This window comes from Massilia sp. Root133 (assembly GCF_001426525.1).
Taxonomy (GTDB): Bacteria; Pseudomonadota; Gammaproteobacteria; order Burkholderiales; family Burkholderiaceae_D; genus Telluria; species Telluria orientalis.
In genome coordinates this window covers 75,850-90,871 of sequence record NZ_LMEW01000023.1, presented here as the reverse complement: position 1 = coordinate 90,871, position 15,022 = coordinate 75,850, and the positions used below count along the sequence as shown (strand labels likewise).

The window sequence follows — 15,022 nt, the reverse complement described above, 5'->3', positions numbered from 1 at the left end:
GCTTTTTCCATTCCGGCCTACCCGGTCTCGCCCAGGTGCTCGACCAGAAAATCGATGAACGCCCGCGTGCGCGCCGCCTGGTTCCTGCGATTGAGGTAGTAGACGAACAAATCGGCCGCCGGCAGCGTGTACTGCGGCAGCATGACACGCAGCCTGCCGCTTTTGACATATTTGGCGAGATCCCATTCCGAGCGGATCAGGATGCCGTGCCCGTCCAGCGCCCAGCCCAGCACGATGTCGCCGTCGTTGCTCGACAACGCCCCGTGCACCTTCACCACCTCGCCGTCCTCGCCCTCGTTGAAACGCCAGATGCCGTACGCGTCGTCGTTCTGGCGGTGCAGGATGCAGCGGTGGCGCGCCAGGTCCGCCAGCGTCTGCGGCTCGCCGTGCTGCTGCAGGTAGCGCGGCGACGCGCACAGGAAGCGCCGGTTCGACAGCACGCGGCGCGCGGCCAGCCGTTTATCCGGCAGCGCGCCGAAACGGATGGCGAGGTCGTAGCCGCTTTCCACCAGGTCGACGGGGCGGTCCGTCACGTCCAGCTGCACCTCGACCTGCGGATGACGCTTGCAGAACGCGGAGACGATGGGCGCGATCGTGGTGCGGCCGAAGCCGAGGCTCGCATTCACCCGCAGCAGGCCGCGCGGGGCGGTGCGGTTGCTCGCGACCGCGTCTTCCATCTCGCGGATCGCCGCCAGGATGCGCGTCGCGTGCGCGAGGTAGGTCTCGCCTTCGCTCGTCAGCGACAGCCGCCGCGTCGTGCGGTTGACGAGCCGGACGCCCAGCCTTGCCTCCATTTGCGCGAGGCGTTTCGTCGCGGCCGGCGGCGTGAGGTCGAGCGCGCGGGCGGCGGCCGCCAGTGAGCCGTGCCGCGCGACCAGCACGAAGAATTCGAGTTCGGATGCGCCGCTGTTATCCATACCTGGTATTCACTTAAATTCAATAATCAATTCACACACGGCGAATTATAGGAGCGCCCCGGGGATTTACCCTGCACGCTTGAACAACACGCCAGCGAGGCCACCATGAGAATCGTCGACATCCGCGAACAGACACTCCCCATCAGCTCCCCCATCCGCAACGCCTACATCGACTTCAGCAAGATGACCCTGAGTCTCGTGGCCGTCATCACGGACGTCGTTCGAGACGGCAAGCCCGTCGTCGGCTACGGTTTCAATTCCAACGGCCGCTACGGCCAGGGCAAGTTGATGCGCGAGCGCTTCATCCCGCGCATCCTCGAGGCCGATCCGGCATCCCTGCTGGACGACGCGGGCGACAACCTCGATCCGCACCGGATCTGGGATGCGATGTTCACCAACGAAAAGCCGGGCGGCCACGGCGAGCGCTCCGTTGCCATCGGCACCATCGACATGGCCGTGTGGGATGCCGTCGCGAAGATCGCGGACAAGCCGCTGTTCCAGCTGCTGGCCGACCGCTACGGCGACGGCCGCCCGCACCGCAACGTGTTCGTGTACGCGGCCGGCGGCTACTACTACCCCGGCAAGGATCTCGACAAGCTGAAGGACGAGATGCGCGGCTACATCGAGCGTGGCTACAACGTCGTCAAGATGAAGATCGGCGGCGCGCCGCTCGACGACGACCTGCGCCGCATCGACGCCGTGCAGTCCGTGCTGAAGAACGGGCAGAAACTGGCCGTGGACGCCAACGGCCGCTTCGACCTCGACACCGCGATCGCCTACGCCAAGGCCCTGTCGCGCTACGACCTGTTCTGGTACGAGGAAGCGGGCGACCCGCTCGACTTCGAACTGCAGGCCACCCTGCGCAACTACTACGACAAGCCGATGGCGACGGGCGAGAACCTGTTCTCGATGCAGGACGCGCGCAACCTGGTCCGCTACGGCGGCATGCGGCCGGACCGCGACTGGCTGCAGTTCGATTGCGCCCTCTCCTACGGCTTGGTGGAGTACCTGCGCACGCTCGACATGCTGCGCCAGCACGGCTGGTCGCGCACGCGCTGCATCCCGCACGGCGGCCACCAGATGTCGCTGAACATCGCGGCCGGCCTGGGCCTGGGCGGCAACGAATCGTATCCCGACCTGTTCCAGCCGTTCGGCGGCTTCCCGGACGGCGTACGCGTGGAGGACGGTTTCATCACGATGCCGGACCTGCCGGGCATCGGCTTCGAGGGCAAGGCGGACCTGATTCGGGTGATGCGCGAACTGTCCGCTTAAGCGCCGCTCACGTCCGCATCCTCGCCGAGTTCGAATTCCCCGCGCGCGAACGCCTCCAGCACGGCCTGCGCCTGCTGCAGATGATCTTCCGGGACGAGGATGCGCACGCCGCCCAGCGCGGGCGCCAGCAGCATGTCGGTCTGCACGAGGTGGGCGTCGGCCAGCACGGCCGGGATGCCGGAGGCGACGAGGCAACCCTGCACGAGGTTCGCTTCCAGCGGGATCAGGTAGCGCGCCACCTCCACCAGGTCGCGGCCCGGCAGGCGTGCCAGTTCGGGGACGCCGGTCAGCAGTCCGTCCAACGGTTCGTTCGATGCATGCATGACGAGCTCCTTTCAGGCCAGCGCGGACAGCAGGTACAGCACGACGCCGATCAACCCGCCCACGATAGTGCCGTTGATGCGGATGTATTGCAAGTCCTTGCCGATGTTGATTTCGACCTGGTGCGACATCTCGCCACTATCCCAGTGTTTCACCGTGTCGGCGATGTGGCGCGTCAGGAAGCCCGCGAATTCGGGCGCCGCGCCGCGCGCCGCCAGTTCCAGGTTCTCGTTCAGCGCCGTGCGCAATACCGGATCCTCGGCGAGCGTCCTGCCGATCCACGCGCCGGTCGCGACGATCCGGCGCCGCAGCACCGAATCCTCCTTGTGCAGGTCGGCCTTGATCCAGCCTTTCAGGTCGCCCCACAGCGAACCGATGTAGCCGTTCACGCTGGCGTCGCCGATCAGGTGGCGCTTGATGTCCTCGCCCTTTTCGATGAACGCCGGATCCGTCTTCATCCGTTCGATGAAATCGTGCGTGAAGACGTCGAAGCGGCGCCGCAGCGGATGCTCGGGGTCCTCGCTCACGCGCTTGAGAATGCCCGCCGCGAGCCGCACGGAGATGTCCGCGCCCTTGCGGCCGATGAGTTCCGACGGCAGCATCTTTTCCATGAACGCATACTCGTCGCGCAGCCAGTCGACGATGCCCTGCGCGATGAAGTCCTGGGTCTCCGGGTTCGCCAGCAGGTTCGCCAACTGCGCTATGCCTTCGTCGAGGATCTGCTGGTGGCGGCCGTCGCGCGTGAGGCTTTCCAGGATCGTGCCCGCCGTCTGCGACAGGTCGACGCTCTTGACCACACCGTGCACCCCACGGCGGATGAAATCCTGCACGGCCGCGTCCTCGATGACGTCGAGCGCGAAACCGGCCACGCGCACGAGCGTGTCGCCCAGGCGTTCCGTGTTCTCCGGCTTCGTCAGCCAGTCCGCGACCTTCTGCGCCGGGTCGTGGCGCTGGATCAGGCGCACGATCGAATCCGTGTCGAGGAATTTATCGCGCACGAATGCGGCGAGATTATCCGCGATGCGCTCCTTGTTGGCGGGGATGATCTCCGTGTGGCGCGACACGAACGGGATCGGGATCCGCTTGAACAGGGCGACGACGGCGAACCAGTCGGCTAGCGCGCCGACCATCGCGGCTTCGGCGAACGCCTTCAGCAGCCCGATCCACCAGTTGCCGGGCCAGCGGGTGGACAGCAGAAGTGCGACGACGAACAGCACGGCGGCGCCGATGAAAAAGCCCAGCGCCAGGCGCTTGGACTGGCGCAATTCAAGTTCCTTGGAAGGCAAAGTGTCCATGCCGCCATCGTAGCCCAGCCTAGACGATATTGTCGCGCCGCAGCGTGGCGATGGCGTTGTCCGTCCAGCCCCAGTCGGCCAAGATGGCGGTCCCGTCCTGCCCCGGCGCGGCCACGGTCCCGGCCTGGCCCGGCGTGCGCGAAAAGCGCGGCGCGGGCGCAGGCTGGGTGACGCCGTCGACGTCGACAAAGGTCTTGCGCGCCGCGTTGTGCGGGTGGTGCGGGGCCTCGTCCATGTCGAGCACGGGCGCGAAGCACACGTCCGTCCCCTCCAGCAGCGCGCACCAGGCGTCGCGCGTGCGCGTGGCGAACAGCGCGGCGAACCGTTCCTTCAGCGCAGGCCAGTCGTGCTGGTCCCATTGGCGCGCGAACGCCGGATCCGACGCGCCCGTCAACGCCAGCAGGCGCGCGTAGAACTGCGGCTCGATGGCGCCCACGGCGATGAACTTCCCATCCGCGCAGGCATACGTGGCGTAGAACGGTGCGCCGCCGTCGATGAAATTCGCGCCGCGCGCGGCCGACCACGCGCCGTGCGCGCGCAGCCCGTACATCATGGCGCCCAGCAGCGCGGCGCCGTCCGTCATCGCGGCATCGACGACCTGCCCGCGGCCCGATATCCGCGCTTCCAGCATCGCGCAGACGACGCCGAACGCCAGCATCATGCCGCCGCCGCCGAAGTCGCCGACGAGGTTCAATGGCGGAGACGGCGGCCGGTCGGCGTCGCCCATCGCATGCAGCATGCCGGACAGCGCCACATAGTTCAGGTCGTGCCCGGCCGCCGGCGCCAGCGGGCCGGTCTGGCCCCAGCCGGTGACGCGGCCGTACACGAGCCGGGGATTGCGCTCCATGCACAGGTCCGGACCGAGCCCCAGTCTCTCCATCACGCCGGGCCGGAAGCCCTCGACGAGCGCATCGGCCTTCGTCACGAGGTCGAGCAGCAGCTGGCGTGCGCGCGGATGCTTCAGGTCCAGCGCCAGCGAACGGCGGCCGCGCGCCATCACGTCGTATTTCGTGCCCAGCGTCGGGTACGGATTCGGCGCCGAAGAGGCGGTTTTCAAATCGGGCTTGCGGTCGATGCGGATCACGTCCGCCCCCATGTCGGCCAGCATCATGGCGGCGAACGGGCATGGGCCGATGCCGACCAGTTCGATCACGCGCAGGCCATTCAAAGGTCCGTTCTTCATCACAGCGACCGTGCGATGATTTCTTTCATGATCTCGTTCGCCCCGCCATAGATGCGCTGCACGCGCGCGTCCAGGTACATCTGCGTGATGGGGTAGTCGAGCATGTAGCCGTAGCCGCCGAACAGCTGCAGGCAACGGTCGACGATCTTGCATTGCAGGTCCGTGATCCAGTACTTGGCCATCGATGCGCGCACCGTGTCCATGCGGCCGGCGACGAGGTCCTCGATACAGCGGTCGATGAACACGCGCGCCACCGTCGCCTCGGTCTTGCACTCGGCGAGCACGAAGCGCGTGTTCTGCATGTCGATGAGGGCCTGGCCGAACGCGCGGCGCTCGCGCGCGTGCGTGATCGTCAGGTCGAGCGCGCGCTCGATGCACGCGACGCCCGCCACGCCGACGATCGTGCGCTCGTACGGCAGCTCCGTCATCAGCTGGGCGAAGCCGCGGCCTTCTTCGCCACCGAGCACGTTCTGCAGGGCGACGATGGCGTCATCGAAGAACAGCTCGCACGTGTCCTGCCCCTTCTGCCCCATCTTCTCGAGGATGCGGCCGACGCGGAAGCCCGGATTGTTCGCCGTCTCCAGCAGCATCAGCGAGATGCCCTTCGCGCCCGCGGCCGGGTCGGTCCTGGCGACGACAAGGACCAGGTCGGCGAGATAGCCGTTCGAGATGAAGGTCTTGGACCCGTTCAGGCGGTAGCCCAGGTCGGTGCGCACGGCCGTCGTGCGGATGCCCTTCAGGTCGGACCCGGCACCCGGTTCGGACATCGCGATCGCGGCGATGAGGTCCCCGTTCGCGAGGCGCGGCAGGTATTTGTATTTCTGTTCTTCCGTCCCGTGGTTCAGCAGGTAGTGCGCGACGATCGCGTGCACGTGCAGGCCGAACGCGGTGTCGCCGGCCAGCGCCAGTTCCTCGAACACGACGGCCTGGTGGGCGAACGTGCCGCCCGATCCGCCGAAGTCGTCGGGCACGTCCGCGAGCAGCAGACCGAGTTCGCCCGCCTTCCTCCACAGCGCGCGGTCGACATGCTGCTGCGCGCGCCAGCGCTGCTGGTGCGGCACGACTTCGGCCGCCACGAAGCGGCGCACGGCGGTGCGGAAGGTGTCCAGTTCCGTCGTCATCGCCGGCTCCTCACGCTTGATACAGGGTGACGACGCACGCGCCGCCCAGGCCCAGGTTGTGCTGCAGCGCCGTGCGCGCGCCCTCGACCTGGCGCGCGCCCGCCGTGCCGCGCAACTGGTGCGTCAGCTCGAAGCACTGGGCGAGGCCCGTCGCGCCGAGCGGATGCCCCTTCGACAGCAGGCCGCCGGACGGATTCGTGACGACCTTGCCGCCATACGTGTTGTCGCCGTCGCGGATGAATTTATCGGCGCCGCCTTCCGGGCACAGGCCCAGCGCCTCGTACGTGATCAACTCGTTGTGGGCGAAGCAGTCGTGCAGCTCGACGACGTCCAGGTCGTCCGGTGCGATGCCCGCCCGCGCATAGACTTTCTGCGCCGCCTCGCGGCTCATGTCGTAGCCGACGAGGCGCATCATGTCGTTCGAATCGAACGTGCCGGGGCGGTCCGTCGTCATCGCCTGCGCGGCGATGTGGACGTCGGCGCGCAGGCCGCGCTTCTTCGCGAACTCCCCGGACACCAGCACGGCCGCCGCGGCACCGCACGTGGGTGGGCAGGCCATCAGACGCGTCATCACGCCGGGCCAGATCGCGGGCGCGTCGAGCACGTCCTGCACGCTGACCTCCTTGCGGAACAGCGCCAGCGGATTGTTCGCCGCATGGCGGCTGGCCTTGGCGCGGATGCGCGCGAAGGCTTCCAGCGGCGTGCCGTATTTTTCCATGTGCGCGAGGCCGGCGCCGCCGAAGTAGCGCAGCGCGAGCGGGATCTCGGGCTTGCCGACGAGGCGGTCGGTAACGGCGTCGAAATCGTCGAACGGCGCGGGACGGTCCGTGAAGACGGACGCCAGCGCGCCGGGACTCATCTGCTCGAAGCCCAGCACGAGCACGCAATCGGCCGCCCCGCCCTGCACGGCCTGGCGCGCGAGGTACAGCGCCGTGGAACCGGTCGAGCAGTTGTTGTTGACGTTGACGATCGGGATACCGGTCATGCCCACGCCGTACAAGGCTTTCTGGCCGCAGGTGGAATCGCCGTAGACGTAGCCGGCATAGGCCTGCTCGACGTCCTCCCAGCCGATGCCCGCATCCTCCAGCGCGGCGCGCGCGGCCAGGGCCCCCATCTCGTGGTACGGGGCGCTCGCCCCCGGTTTGGCGAACGGGATCATCCCCACGCCGGTCACATGGACTTTGCGGCTCATCGTCGTCTCCTTTTTATTAGGTCAGCCGACCTATCCGACCGATTATAGGTCAGCCGACCTGTTTTTCAAAGCATGCCGTGCGATAATGCCGGGCATGAAGGCAACGATCGACCAGACCCTGCGCAACAAACCCTCCCTCACGACCGAAAAAGGGTGGGAGCGCGTGCACGCGATCCTGCAGGCCGCGCGCCGGCTGCTCGCGGAGGACGGCTATGCCGGGCTGTCGATGCGCAAGGTGGCGGCCGAGGCGGGCATGACCCTGTCGAACGTCCAGCACTATTACAACAGCAAGGACGTCTTGCTGGAGGCGGCCCTGCTGTCCACGATGGACGAATTCCAGGCCAAGATGGACCGTATCTCGGCCGAGATGCGCGACCGCCCGCGCCTGGACCAGTTCCTGTCGACGACGGACATGTTCCTGGAAGAGATCACGGACCCGGTCACGCACGCGCTGTTCTTCGAGATCTGGGCGCTGGCGTCGCGCAACGCGTTCGCGTCGAGCCTGATGGACCGCATGCTGGCGCGCGAGCGCAAGACCGTCTACAACCTGATCCGCGGGCTGAATCCCGCGATCTCCGACGACGAGTACATGCAGCGCGCGATCCTGATGGTGGCGCAGATCGAAGGGTTGATGCTGTTCCGGCTGGATCGCGAGTCGCGGCGCGAGCAATTCATGGCCGTGCGGGCGGCGGTGCGCAAGGCGTTATTGAATCTCGCCACGGTGCCGTAAGCGTCCTTCATTCGTCGTGTCGCGTATACTGGCCCGGTTCAACATACAAGGAGCCGGGATGCAGCACGACATCAGCCTGATCACCACCATCGCCGCAGCCCTCGGTCTCGGCCTGCTGTTCGGCATGCTGGCCGTGCGCCTGCGCCTGCCGGCCCTGGTCGGGTATCTCGCCGCGGGCGTCATCATCGGCCCCGCCACGCCCGGCTTCGTCGCCGACGTGCATCTCGCGTCGCAGCTGGCCGAGATCGGCGTGATGCTGCTGATGTTCGGCGTCGGGCTGCATTTTTCGCTGGACGACCTGCTCGAAGTGAAAGGCATCGCCCTGCCCGGCGCCGTGCTGCAGATCTCGGTGGCGACCCTGCTCGGCATCGGCCTCACGCACCTGTGGGGCTGGGACCTCGGGGCCGGCCTCGTGTTCGGCCTCGCGCTGTCGGTCGCGAGCACGGTGGTACTGCTGCGCGCGCTGGAAGACCGCGGCGAGCTCGATTCCTTCAACGGCCGCATCGCGGTCGGCTGGCTCGTCGTGGAAGACCTCGTGACGGTGCTCGTGCTCGTGCTGCTGCCCGCGCTCGCGGGGCCGCTGGGCGGCAAGGGCGAAGGCGGGTCGCTGTGGCTCTCGCTCGGCAAGACGCTGCTGCAGGTCGGCGCCTTCATCGCGTTCATGCTGCTCGTGGGCCGCAAGCTGTTCCCGTGGTTCCTGTGGCGCGTGGCCAAGACCGGCTCGCGCGAGCTGTTCACCCTGGCCGTGATCGCGGCGGCCGTCGGCATCGCCTATGGGTCGTCGCACCTGTTCGGCGTGTCGTTCGCGCTGGGCGCCTTCTTCGCCGGCATGGTGCTGCGCGAATCGGAGCTGAGCCACCGCGCGGCGGAAGAAACGCTGCCGCTGCGCGACGCGTTCTCCGTGCTGTTCTTCGTCTCCGTCGGCATGCTGTTCGACCCGCGCGTGCTCGTGGAGAGTCCGCTGGAAGTGCTGGGCGTCGTCGCCATCATCCTGGTCGGCAAATCGCTGGCGGCGTTCTTCCTCGTGCTGGCGCTGCGCTATCCGCTCAACACGGCGATCACGGTGTCGGCCAGCCTCGCGCAGATCGGCGAGTTCTCGTTCATCCTCGCTGCCTTGGGCATCTCGCTCGGCCTGCTGCCGGAGATGGGCCAGAACCTGATCCTCGCGGGCGCCATCATCTCGATCGCCCTGAACCCGCTGATGTTCAAGCTGGTCGGCCCGCTGCAGAACTGGGTGCTGGCGAAATCCGACCACGCGCGCAAGATGGCGCGCTCGCCCGATCCGCTGGCCGAGCTGCCGATGACGGTCACGCACGAGCACCTGACGGGCCAGGTCGTGCTGGTCGGCTACGGCCGCGTGGGCAAGCGCATCGCGCAAGAACTGGACCGCGAAGGCATCCACTACGTCGTGGCGGAACAGAACCGCGACATCGTCGACCAGCTGCGCAAGCGCGACCAGCCGGCCGTGGCGGGCAACGCGGCGGAACCGGCGGTACTGATCCAGGCCCACATCGCGCGCGCATCCATGCTCGTGATCGCGACGCCGGACACCTTCCACGTGCGCGCGATGGTCGAAACGGCCAAGGCGCTGAACCCCGGCATCCGCTGCGTGGTCCGCACGCACAACGAGGAAGAGGCGCGCCTGCTGCGCGAAGAGACGGGCGGCACGGTGCTCGTCGGCGAACACGAACTGGCGCGCAGCATGACGCGACATGTTCTGGACGGGCTGGCGCTCGCGCAGGCGCACTGATTCCGCGACGACGAGGGCCCAAGGCGAGTAACAGGTCGGTTCGAACCTATCGGGCTCGTCGAGGTCGAACAGGGTGTTCCTCCATGATCATTCATCATGCTCCTGGCCCATCGCATCCGGCTTGCCCCCACGCCCGCGCAGCGTGACTATTTCGTGCGCGCTGCCGGTACCGCAAGGCGCGTCTGGAACTGGGCACTGGCCGAGTGGAACCGCCAAGTCGCCGCCGGCATGAAACCGAACGCAATGGCGCTGAAAAGGCAGTTCAACAGCATCAAGTATTCGGATCCGGACTGGCAGGACGCCGACGGCCAGCCCTGGCTACGCACTATCCACCGTGATGCCCATGCGCAACCATTCGCGAATCTTGCGAAAGCGTGGACCCACTACTTCAAGCAACGCCGTGCCGGCCAGCATGCACACCGACCACGTTTCAAGAAGAAGGGACGTTGTCGCGACGCGTTCTACCTGGCCAATGACAAATTCCGACTTGAAGGGATGGTGGCGGTCCTGTCGAAGGTTGGGCGCGTGCTGCTGTGCGAGCATTTGCGCTGGCCCGGCAAGATCATAGGCGCAAGTGTCGGACGCTGCGCAGATCATTGGTATTTGTCGGTACAGGTCGATGTACCGGATCACGTTGCGCACTTGCGCCGCATGGCTGATGGCGTCACCGGTGTCGACCTGGGCGTGAGTGCGGCCGCCACGCTGTCGAATGGTGAAAAGATCACGGCGCCACGCCCACTCGCCGCTGCGCTACGACGCCTGCGTATCCGCTCACGGCGCCTGTCACGCAAACTGGAGACGGCGAAGGCAAACGCCGGCATCAAAGGACAGATCCCGAAAGGCACACGGCTTCCGGTGTCGAAGAACCAGACGTGCGGCACGCGCGCGCTGGCCCGGCTGCATGCCCGCATTGCCCGCGTGCGCGCCGATTTCATGCATAAGCTGACCGCCCGACTATGCCGCGAAAACCAAGCGGTCGTGATCGAAGACCTGAACGTGCGCGGGATGTTGGCCAATGCTCGCTTAGCGCGCGCAATCAGTGACATCGGCTTTTACGAATTCAGGCGCCAGTTGCAGTACAAGGCCGTGCGCTACGGCACCCAACTCGTGTTAGCGGACCGCTGGTACCCGTCGAGCAAGCTGTGTTCAGCGTGCGGCGCCAAGTATTCCGCACTGGGTTTAGGGGAGCGTGTCTGGGCCTGCACCACTTGCGATGCGCATCATGACCGCGATGTCAATGCGGCCATCAATTTGCAGCGGCTCGCAACCGGTGTCCTTGCGGCACAATCTGCGCTACCCGTGGCGAGTTCGGCGGTGACGCCGGGTACTGCCGCTGGCAACGGGCCAGCGGGAGGCGGGAAAGTGACGCCTGCCAGGCACGAGCACGGTCAGCAGGACGGCTCGGGGCAGGAAGAGAACGGTGTGCACTTGTGCCCACCTTCTTGATAGCAGTGACACGTTTGGCGCGATTCCGATTGACTCGATAATCGCAGCGGCAGAATCCGCATCGTACAACGCCTGGAATAAAAGATAACTGCAAAAAAACGGCGGACATCGCTGTCCGCCGCATTAACTTGAGTATCACCTCAAGACCATCAAACAACCGGGCACGTCAAAAAACCTGCTACGCGTTGCAGATTCCGTCTGCGATGCTCGCTGTACTCTCGTACAGCTGCGCTTCTCAACAAAATCTGCTGCCGCTCGCGACGGTTTTTCGAGGTGCCCTACCACCAAACTTGTTCAGGCCACGGCCGCCTCTTCGGCGCACAGCTTCAGGCTGGCATGGCGCGGCGCATTCAGGCCGGCCAGCAGCGCGTCCTGGTGCTCTTCCAGCAGGGCGAACACGGCATCCTTCGACAGCACGTACTGGTCCAGCAGCGTGTCCTTGATCGACACGATCACCTCTTCGTAGTCGCGGATCGAATTCAGCGTGTAGTTGTACAGCTCGTCCGATTTCTCCTCGACCTGGCGCAGCGTGTGCTCGCCGGACGCGTCGTTCTGCAGCTGGCTGTAGTCGATCTTGGCGCGCGAATACATCGACAGGCGGCCGACCATCAGGTTCAGCATCTTCGTGATCTTTTCGATGTCGTTCTGGCTGCCCACCGAGATACCGCGTGCACCGTAGAACAATTCTTCCGCCGCGACGCCGCCGTACAGGCCGATCACGTCGCGCTCGAGCTCTTCCAGCGTGCGCAGCGACATGTCTTCACCGGACTGCAGCACATAACCCAGCGCACCGATCTTGGACACCGCTTCCGTGCTGATCTTCAGCAGATGCGACTTTTCCTTGACCTCGCTCAGGCTCATGCCGGCGCGCAGGAATGGGTCGATCTGCATGAAGAAGTGGCCCAGTTCGTGCACGGCGATGCGCTCGCGCTGCTTGAGCTTCTCGGCCGTTGTAGCGCGGTCGGTCAGGCCGATCGTGGCACGCTCGTAGGCACGGAACAGCAAATCGGTATTGATGATCGCCTTTTCCTGGATCGAAATCATCGACGCGCGCTCGACCACGGTCTCCAGCAGCGCCGGGCTCAGGTTCTGGGTGATTTCCGCGACCTGGTCCAGGTCGAGGTCGTTCCAGTCCACGAGACCTTCTTTCTTGCGTGCCAGGAAGCTGCGCAGGAGTTCCTTGCGCTCGCCCTTGTTCGGCAGGCGGAAATTGATCTTCACGGAGAAACGGCGCAGCATCGCTTCGTCCATGTCCGTCGACGCATCGTCGAAGTTCGAGGCGACGACCCAGATCACGCCCTGGCCCTTGTCGCTCTTGACGCCGTCCAGCAGGCCCAGCAGGGTGTTCGCGGTATCGTCTTCCCATTTCTTTTCGCTGCGGCCACGCGGCATGAACAGGCTTTGCGCTTCATCCAGGAAGATGATGCAGCGGCCCTTGCTCGACGCCTTGCGGTACAGGGCGTTCAGCGCCTTCGACCCGCCGCCGACGTAGCCGGATTCCAGCGCCGAACCGGACGCCTGGATCAGCGGGATGTCGAGGCGCTTGGCCAGGTAGCCCACCAGCTTGGTCTTGCCGGTGCCGGCCGGGCCCGTCAGCATGACATTGAACGGCTTGTCGATATTGTGTTCTTTGTACAACTCGCGGTTGCGGATCATGTCTTCCAGGTGCAGCACTTCCTGCTTGATGTCTTCCATGCCGATCAGGTCGTCCATGCTGCCCTTCAGCTTGTCCGGGGTGATCAGCTGGCTGCTCATGCCCATGCCCGGGATGCCGAATTTCATGGCGTACAGGATCACCAGCAGCACGGTCAGGTCGAGCGCGTGGCGCTTCAGGAAGTCGACGATGTCGGCACCGACGCCTTCGCCTTCGTCCTGCAGGACGGCCTTGTGGGACGCCAGGTATTCATCCTTGGCGATGGAGTACGGGATCGCGTTCTTCAGCAGCACTTCGCGTTCCAGCGACAGGTGCGACGTGCTCGGCACCTTTACCACGTGCAGCTGCGGCGCATCCTTGTACTTGTAGATATAGCGCGGCGAATCCGACAGCGGCTTCGCGACGAGCAGGTAGTCGAGACGATCTTTCTGGGCAGCCAGCTGGGTGATCTCGGAAATATTCTGCGAGTAGACGACCGGCGACGGATCTTGCGGGATATCGGCCTTGTAGATTGCCCAGCCCGTCAGCACGCCGAGCAGTATGGCGGTCAGAATCCGGACATAAACATTCTTAAAGGCAATTTGAAGTCGAGCAAAATTGGGCATATCGGTACTCTTACAAGGTCGAAGGTGCGTGATACGGCATGTGTTATTACGTGCCTTCCGGAGTGCCGAGTGGACGCGAAAGGCGGCGGTGCGGGGACCGCGAGGTATTCAAACGTGTGCGTTTGATATTGTTTTGATGCCCGAAGGCAATGGGGATATGGAGACTATACTCGCAAAGAAAAGCGACGTGTATACCGTGCGGTGAAAAAATTTTGAATCGCAACACGGGTAATCAAATTGACATCGGTTTTTATTGTCCATCTCATATGTTCAATAAATAAATCGCAATAAGTTGTCTTGTATTTAGCGTTTTATCAATGGCCAATCGATTAATTGATTGCATTTGTTTTATTTAAAAATGATTAACTTTGCCATCTGTTTATCGTGCTTTAACGGCACGTAACGGACGCAATGCATGGCGCATTTTTGCTATGCTGGGATCATCCGCATGACGCCGCCACGGTCTTGCGGGTTACGTACCCCACAGTCAGACAATGCATGGATAAGGAATGACCGTGAAACGATACGCACTTGCCGCAACGCTCAGTCTTTTGATGGGTGGCGCCGTCCAGGCCGCCGCCATTGACCTTGACAACAGTCACGCCGTGCTGCGCATGCGGGGCATGACCGATCTGTCGACGGTAAATCACAACGAAGTGGTGGCACCGCCCTCCCCTTCGATGTCCGAACTTCCGGAACCGGAAGTGTTTGCCATGATGCTGGTCGGCCTGATCCTGATCGGTTACCGGGCCAGCCGTGACAGCAGCGAGAAATTCAAATAAGGAAAAGAAAGACTTTTCCGCATGACGCGGAAATGTTGATCGACGGCGCCGCACGGCGCCGTTTTTCCTGGCCTGCAGCTCAGGCCGGCAATTCCTGGCACAGCGTATGAAGCTTGCTCAGCGTCGCCCAATTGCGCGTCGTCGTCGCATCGCCCAGCTTCTTGCCCAGTGCAGCCACGACCGGACTGTCGAGAATGCCCTCCGGGCACCAGACATAGGCCGCCCGCTCGCCCAGCGCCATCGCGCCCGGCCGCCAGTCCTGGCCGCACAGCGTTTCGACGGCCTCGCGCGAATGGGGTCCGGCGAGAATGAACGTCAGCAGGCGGGAATGGTCCGTCGCCTGGTCGAGCAAGGGATTGGAAGCAATGATCGCATCGAGGTCATCGCAGCTGAGCACGACGGTGCGGGACGCGACACCGAGCTTGAGCACGAGCGCCTCCTCGATCTCGGCCGCGACCGTGTCATGCGGCTTGGCCGGACCGGTGAACACGACGTTGCCGCTGTTGAGGAGACTGCGCACGTGCTCGTAGCCGAGATCCGCGATCAGTTTGCGCAGGTCGGCCATGGCGATGCGTTTCGCCCGCCCGACATTGACGCCTCTTAATAAAACAATGTAGCGTTTTCTAGTCATCCAGGCATGGTACGGCGCCCGAATTAGATAAGCATTAAGACACCGGCTTACAACACCCGGGCCCGCGGGCGCTCACACCCTCCTTACCGGATGGTAATATTCAATCCATTGTAAAAATTAAAT

13 protein-coding genes are annotated in these 15,022 nt (G+C 64.6%); 5 read left to right on the top strand and 8 right to left on the bottom strand.

Annotated features, from left to right (window positions below):
- Positions 1–17: 17 nt before the first annotated feature.
- Positions 18–917 (bottom strand): LysR substrate-binding domain-containing protein, encoded by a 900-nt coding sequence (locus tag ASD28_RS16410; protein WP_056130097.1) that lies wholly within the window; start codon positions 915–917, stop codon positions 18–20.
- A gap of 105 nt (positions 918–1,022) precedes the next feature.
- On the opposite strand from ASD28_RS16410, the gene ASD28_RS16405 reads away from it, so the two are divergent.
- Positions 1,023–2,189, top strand: a complete 1,167-nt coding sequence (locus ASD28_RS16405; protein ID WP_056130094.1) for a mandelate racemase/muconate lactonizing enzyme family protein — start codon at positions 1,023–1,025, stop codon at positions 2,187–2,189.
- Here ASD28_RS16405 and ASD28_RS16400 read toward each other — a convergent pair.
- From ASD28_RS16400 to ASD28_RS16380, 5 genes are read right to left on the bottom strand one after another with little or no spacing between them, the layout of a single operon-like run.
- Positions 2,186–2,512: a putative signal transducing protein gene (locus ASD28_RS16400; protein ID WP_056130092.1), complete on the bottom strand. Its 327-nt coding sequence runs from the start codon at positions 2,510–2,512 to the stop codon at positions 2,186–2,188. The two genes, ASD28_RS16405 and ASD28_RS16400, sit on opposite strands and share 4 nt — an antisense overlap.
- Positions 2,513–2,524: 12 nt before the next feature.
- The gene (locus ASD28_RS16395; protein WP_056130090.1) at positions 2,525–3,805 is read right to left on the bottom strand and encodes a DUF445 domain-containing protein; all 1,281 of its coding nucleotides are present in this window, start codon (positions 3,803–3,805) and stop codon (positions 2,525–2,527) included.
- 19 nt (positions 3,806–3,824) lie between these two features.
- Entirely contained in the window at positions 3,825–4,988 is a 1,164-nt protein-coding gene (locus ASD28_RS16390; RefSeq protein WP_056130086.1) for a CaiB/BaiF CoA-transferase family protein, read from the bottom strand.
- A complete protein-coding gene (locus ASD28_RS16385; protein ID WP_056130083.1) occupies positions 4,988–6,109 on the bottom strand; it encodes an acyl-CoA dehydrogenase family protein in 1,122 nt (373 codons plus the stop codon). Before ASD28_RS16385 ends, ASD28_RS16390 begins: the two co-directional genes overlap by 1 nt.
- Positions 6,110–6,119: 10 nt before the next feature.
- The gene (locus tag ASD28_RS16380) at positions 6,120–7,301 is read right to left on the bottom strand and encodes a lipid-transfer protein (protein ID WP_056130081.1); all 1,182 of its coding nucleotides are present in this window, start codon (positions 7,299–7,301) and stop codon (positions 6,120–6,122) included.
- A 94-nt stretch (positions 7,302–7,395) separates the two neighbouring features.
- Here ASD28_RS16380 and ASD28_RS16375 point away from each other — a divergent pair, with 94 nt between their 5' ends.
- The 3 genes from ASD28_RS16375 (at position 7,396) to ASD28_RS16365 (ending at position 11,227) form a co-directional block, all read left to right on the top strand.
- Positions 7,396–8,031, top strand: coding sequence for a TetR/AcrR family transcriptional regulator (locus ASD28_RS16375; protein WP_056130884.1), 636 nt, complete (start codon positions 7,396–7,398; stop codon positions 8,029–8,031).
- A 58-nt stretch (positions 8,032–8,089) separates the two neighbouring features.
- Complete coding sequence (gene ybaL, locus ASD28_RS16370; RefSeq protein ID WP_056130078.1) at positions 8,090–9,781, top strand: YbaL family putative K(+) efflux transporter; 1,692 nt, start codon at positions 8,090–8,092, stop codon at positions 9,779–9,781.
- Between the two features lie 96 nt (positions 9,782–9,877).
- A complete protein-coding gene (locus tag ASD28_RS16365) occupies positions 9,878–11,227 on the top strand; it encodes an RNA-guided endonuclease TnpB family protein (RefSeq protein ID WP_056130076.1) in 1,350 nt (449 codons plus the stop codon).
- A gap of 294 nt (positions 11,228–11,521) precedes the next feature.
- Here the strand turns inward: ASD28_RS16365 and ASD28_RS16360 are convergent, their stop codons facing one another.
- Positions 11,522–13,486 carry an AAA family ATPase gene (locus tag ASD28_RS16360; protein WP_056130072.1) on the bottom strand — a complete coding sequence of 655 codons (1,965 nt, stop codon included), beginning with the start codon at positions 13,484–13,486 and terminating at the stop codon, positions 11,522–11,524.
- Between the two features lie 509 nt (positions 13,487–13,995).
- Here ASD28_RS16360 and ASD28_RS16355 point away from each other — a divergent pair.
- On the top strand, positions 13,996–14,268 hold the full coding sequence (locus ASD28_RS16355; protein WP_202114406.1) for a hypothetical protein: 273 nt from the start codon (positions 13,996–13,998) through the stop codon (positions 14,266–14,268).
- 79 nt (positions 14,269–14,347) lie between these two features.
- Here the strand turns inward: ASD28_RS16355 and ASD28_RS16350 are convergent, their stop codons facing one another.
- Entirely contained in the window at positions 14,348–14,899 is a 552-nt protein-coding gene (locus ASD28_RS16350; RefSeq protein ID WP_056130069.1) for a DUF1697 domain-containing protein, read from the bottom strand.
- Positions 14,900–15,022: the final 123 nt, after the last annotated feature.

Excerpts from the sequence above, each read along its gene's own strand:
- ASD28_RS16410 (WP_056130097.1), bottom strand. The coding sequence starts at position 917 with ATGGATAACAGCGGCGCATCCGAACTCGAATTCTTCGTGCTGGTCGCG.
- ASD28_RS16405 (WP_056130094.1), top strand. The coding sequence starts at position 1,023 with ATGAGAATCGTCGACATCCGCGAACAGACACTCCCCATCAGCTCCCCC.
- ASD28_RS16400 (WP_056130092.1), bottom strand. The coding sequence starts at position 2,512 with ATGCATGCATCGAACGAACCGTTGGACGGACTGCTGACCGGCGTCCCC.
- ASD28_RS16395 (WP_056130090.1), bottom strand. The coding sequence starts at position 3,805 with ATGGACACTTTGCCTTCCAAGGAACTTGAATTGCGCCAGTCCAAGCGC.
- ASD28_RS16390 (WP_056130086.1), bottom strand. The coding sequence starts at position 4,988 with ATGAAGAACGGACCTTTGAATGGCCTGCGCGTGATCGAACTGGTCGGC.
- ASD28_RS16385 (WP_056130083.1), bottom strand. The coding sequence starts at position 6,109 with ATGACGACGGAACTGGACACCTTCCGCACCGCCGTGCGCCGCTTCGTG.
- ASD28_RS16380 (WP_056130081.1), bottom strand. The coding sequence starts at position 7,301 with ATGAGCCGCAAAGTCCATGTGACCGGCGTGGGGATGATCCCGTTCGCC.
- ASD28_RS16375 (WP_056130884.1), top strand. The coding sequence starts at position 7,396 with ATGAAGGCAACGATCGACCAGACCCTGCGCAACAAACCCTCCCTCACG.
- ybaL (WP_056130078.1), top strand. The coding sequence starts at position 8,090 with ATGCAGCACGACATCAGCCTGATCACCACCATCGCCGCAGCCCTCGGT.
- ASD28_RS16365 (WP_056130076.1), top strand. The coding sequence starts at position 9,878 with ATGCTCCTGGCCCATCGCATCCGGCTTGCCCCCACGCCCGCGCAGCGT.
- ASD28_RS16360 (WP_056130072.1), bottom strand. The coding sequence starts at position 13,486 with ATGCCCAATTTTGCTCGACTTCAAATTGCCTTTAAGAATGTTTATGTC.
- ASD28_RS16355 (WP_202114406.1), top strand. The coding sequence starts at position 13,996 with ATGACCGTGAAACGATACGCACTTGCCGCAACGCTCAGTCTTTTGATG.
- ASD28_RS16350 (WP_056130069.1), bottom strand. The coding sequence starts at position 14,899 with ATGACTAGAAAACGCTACATTGTTTTATTAAGAGGCGTCAATGTCGGG.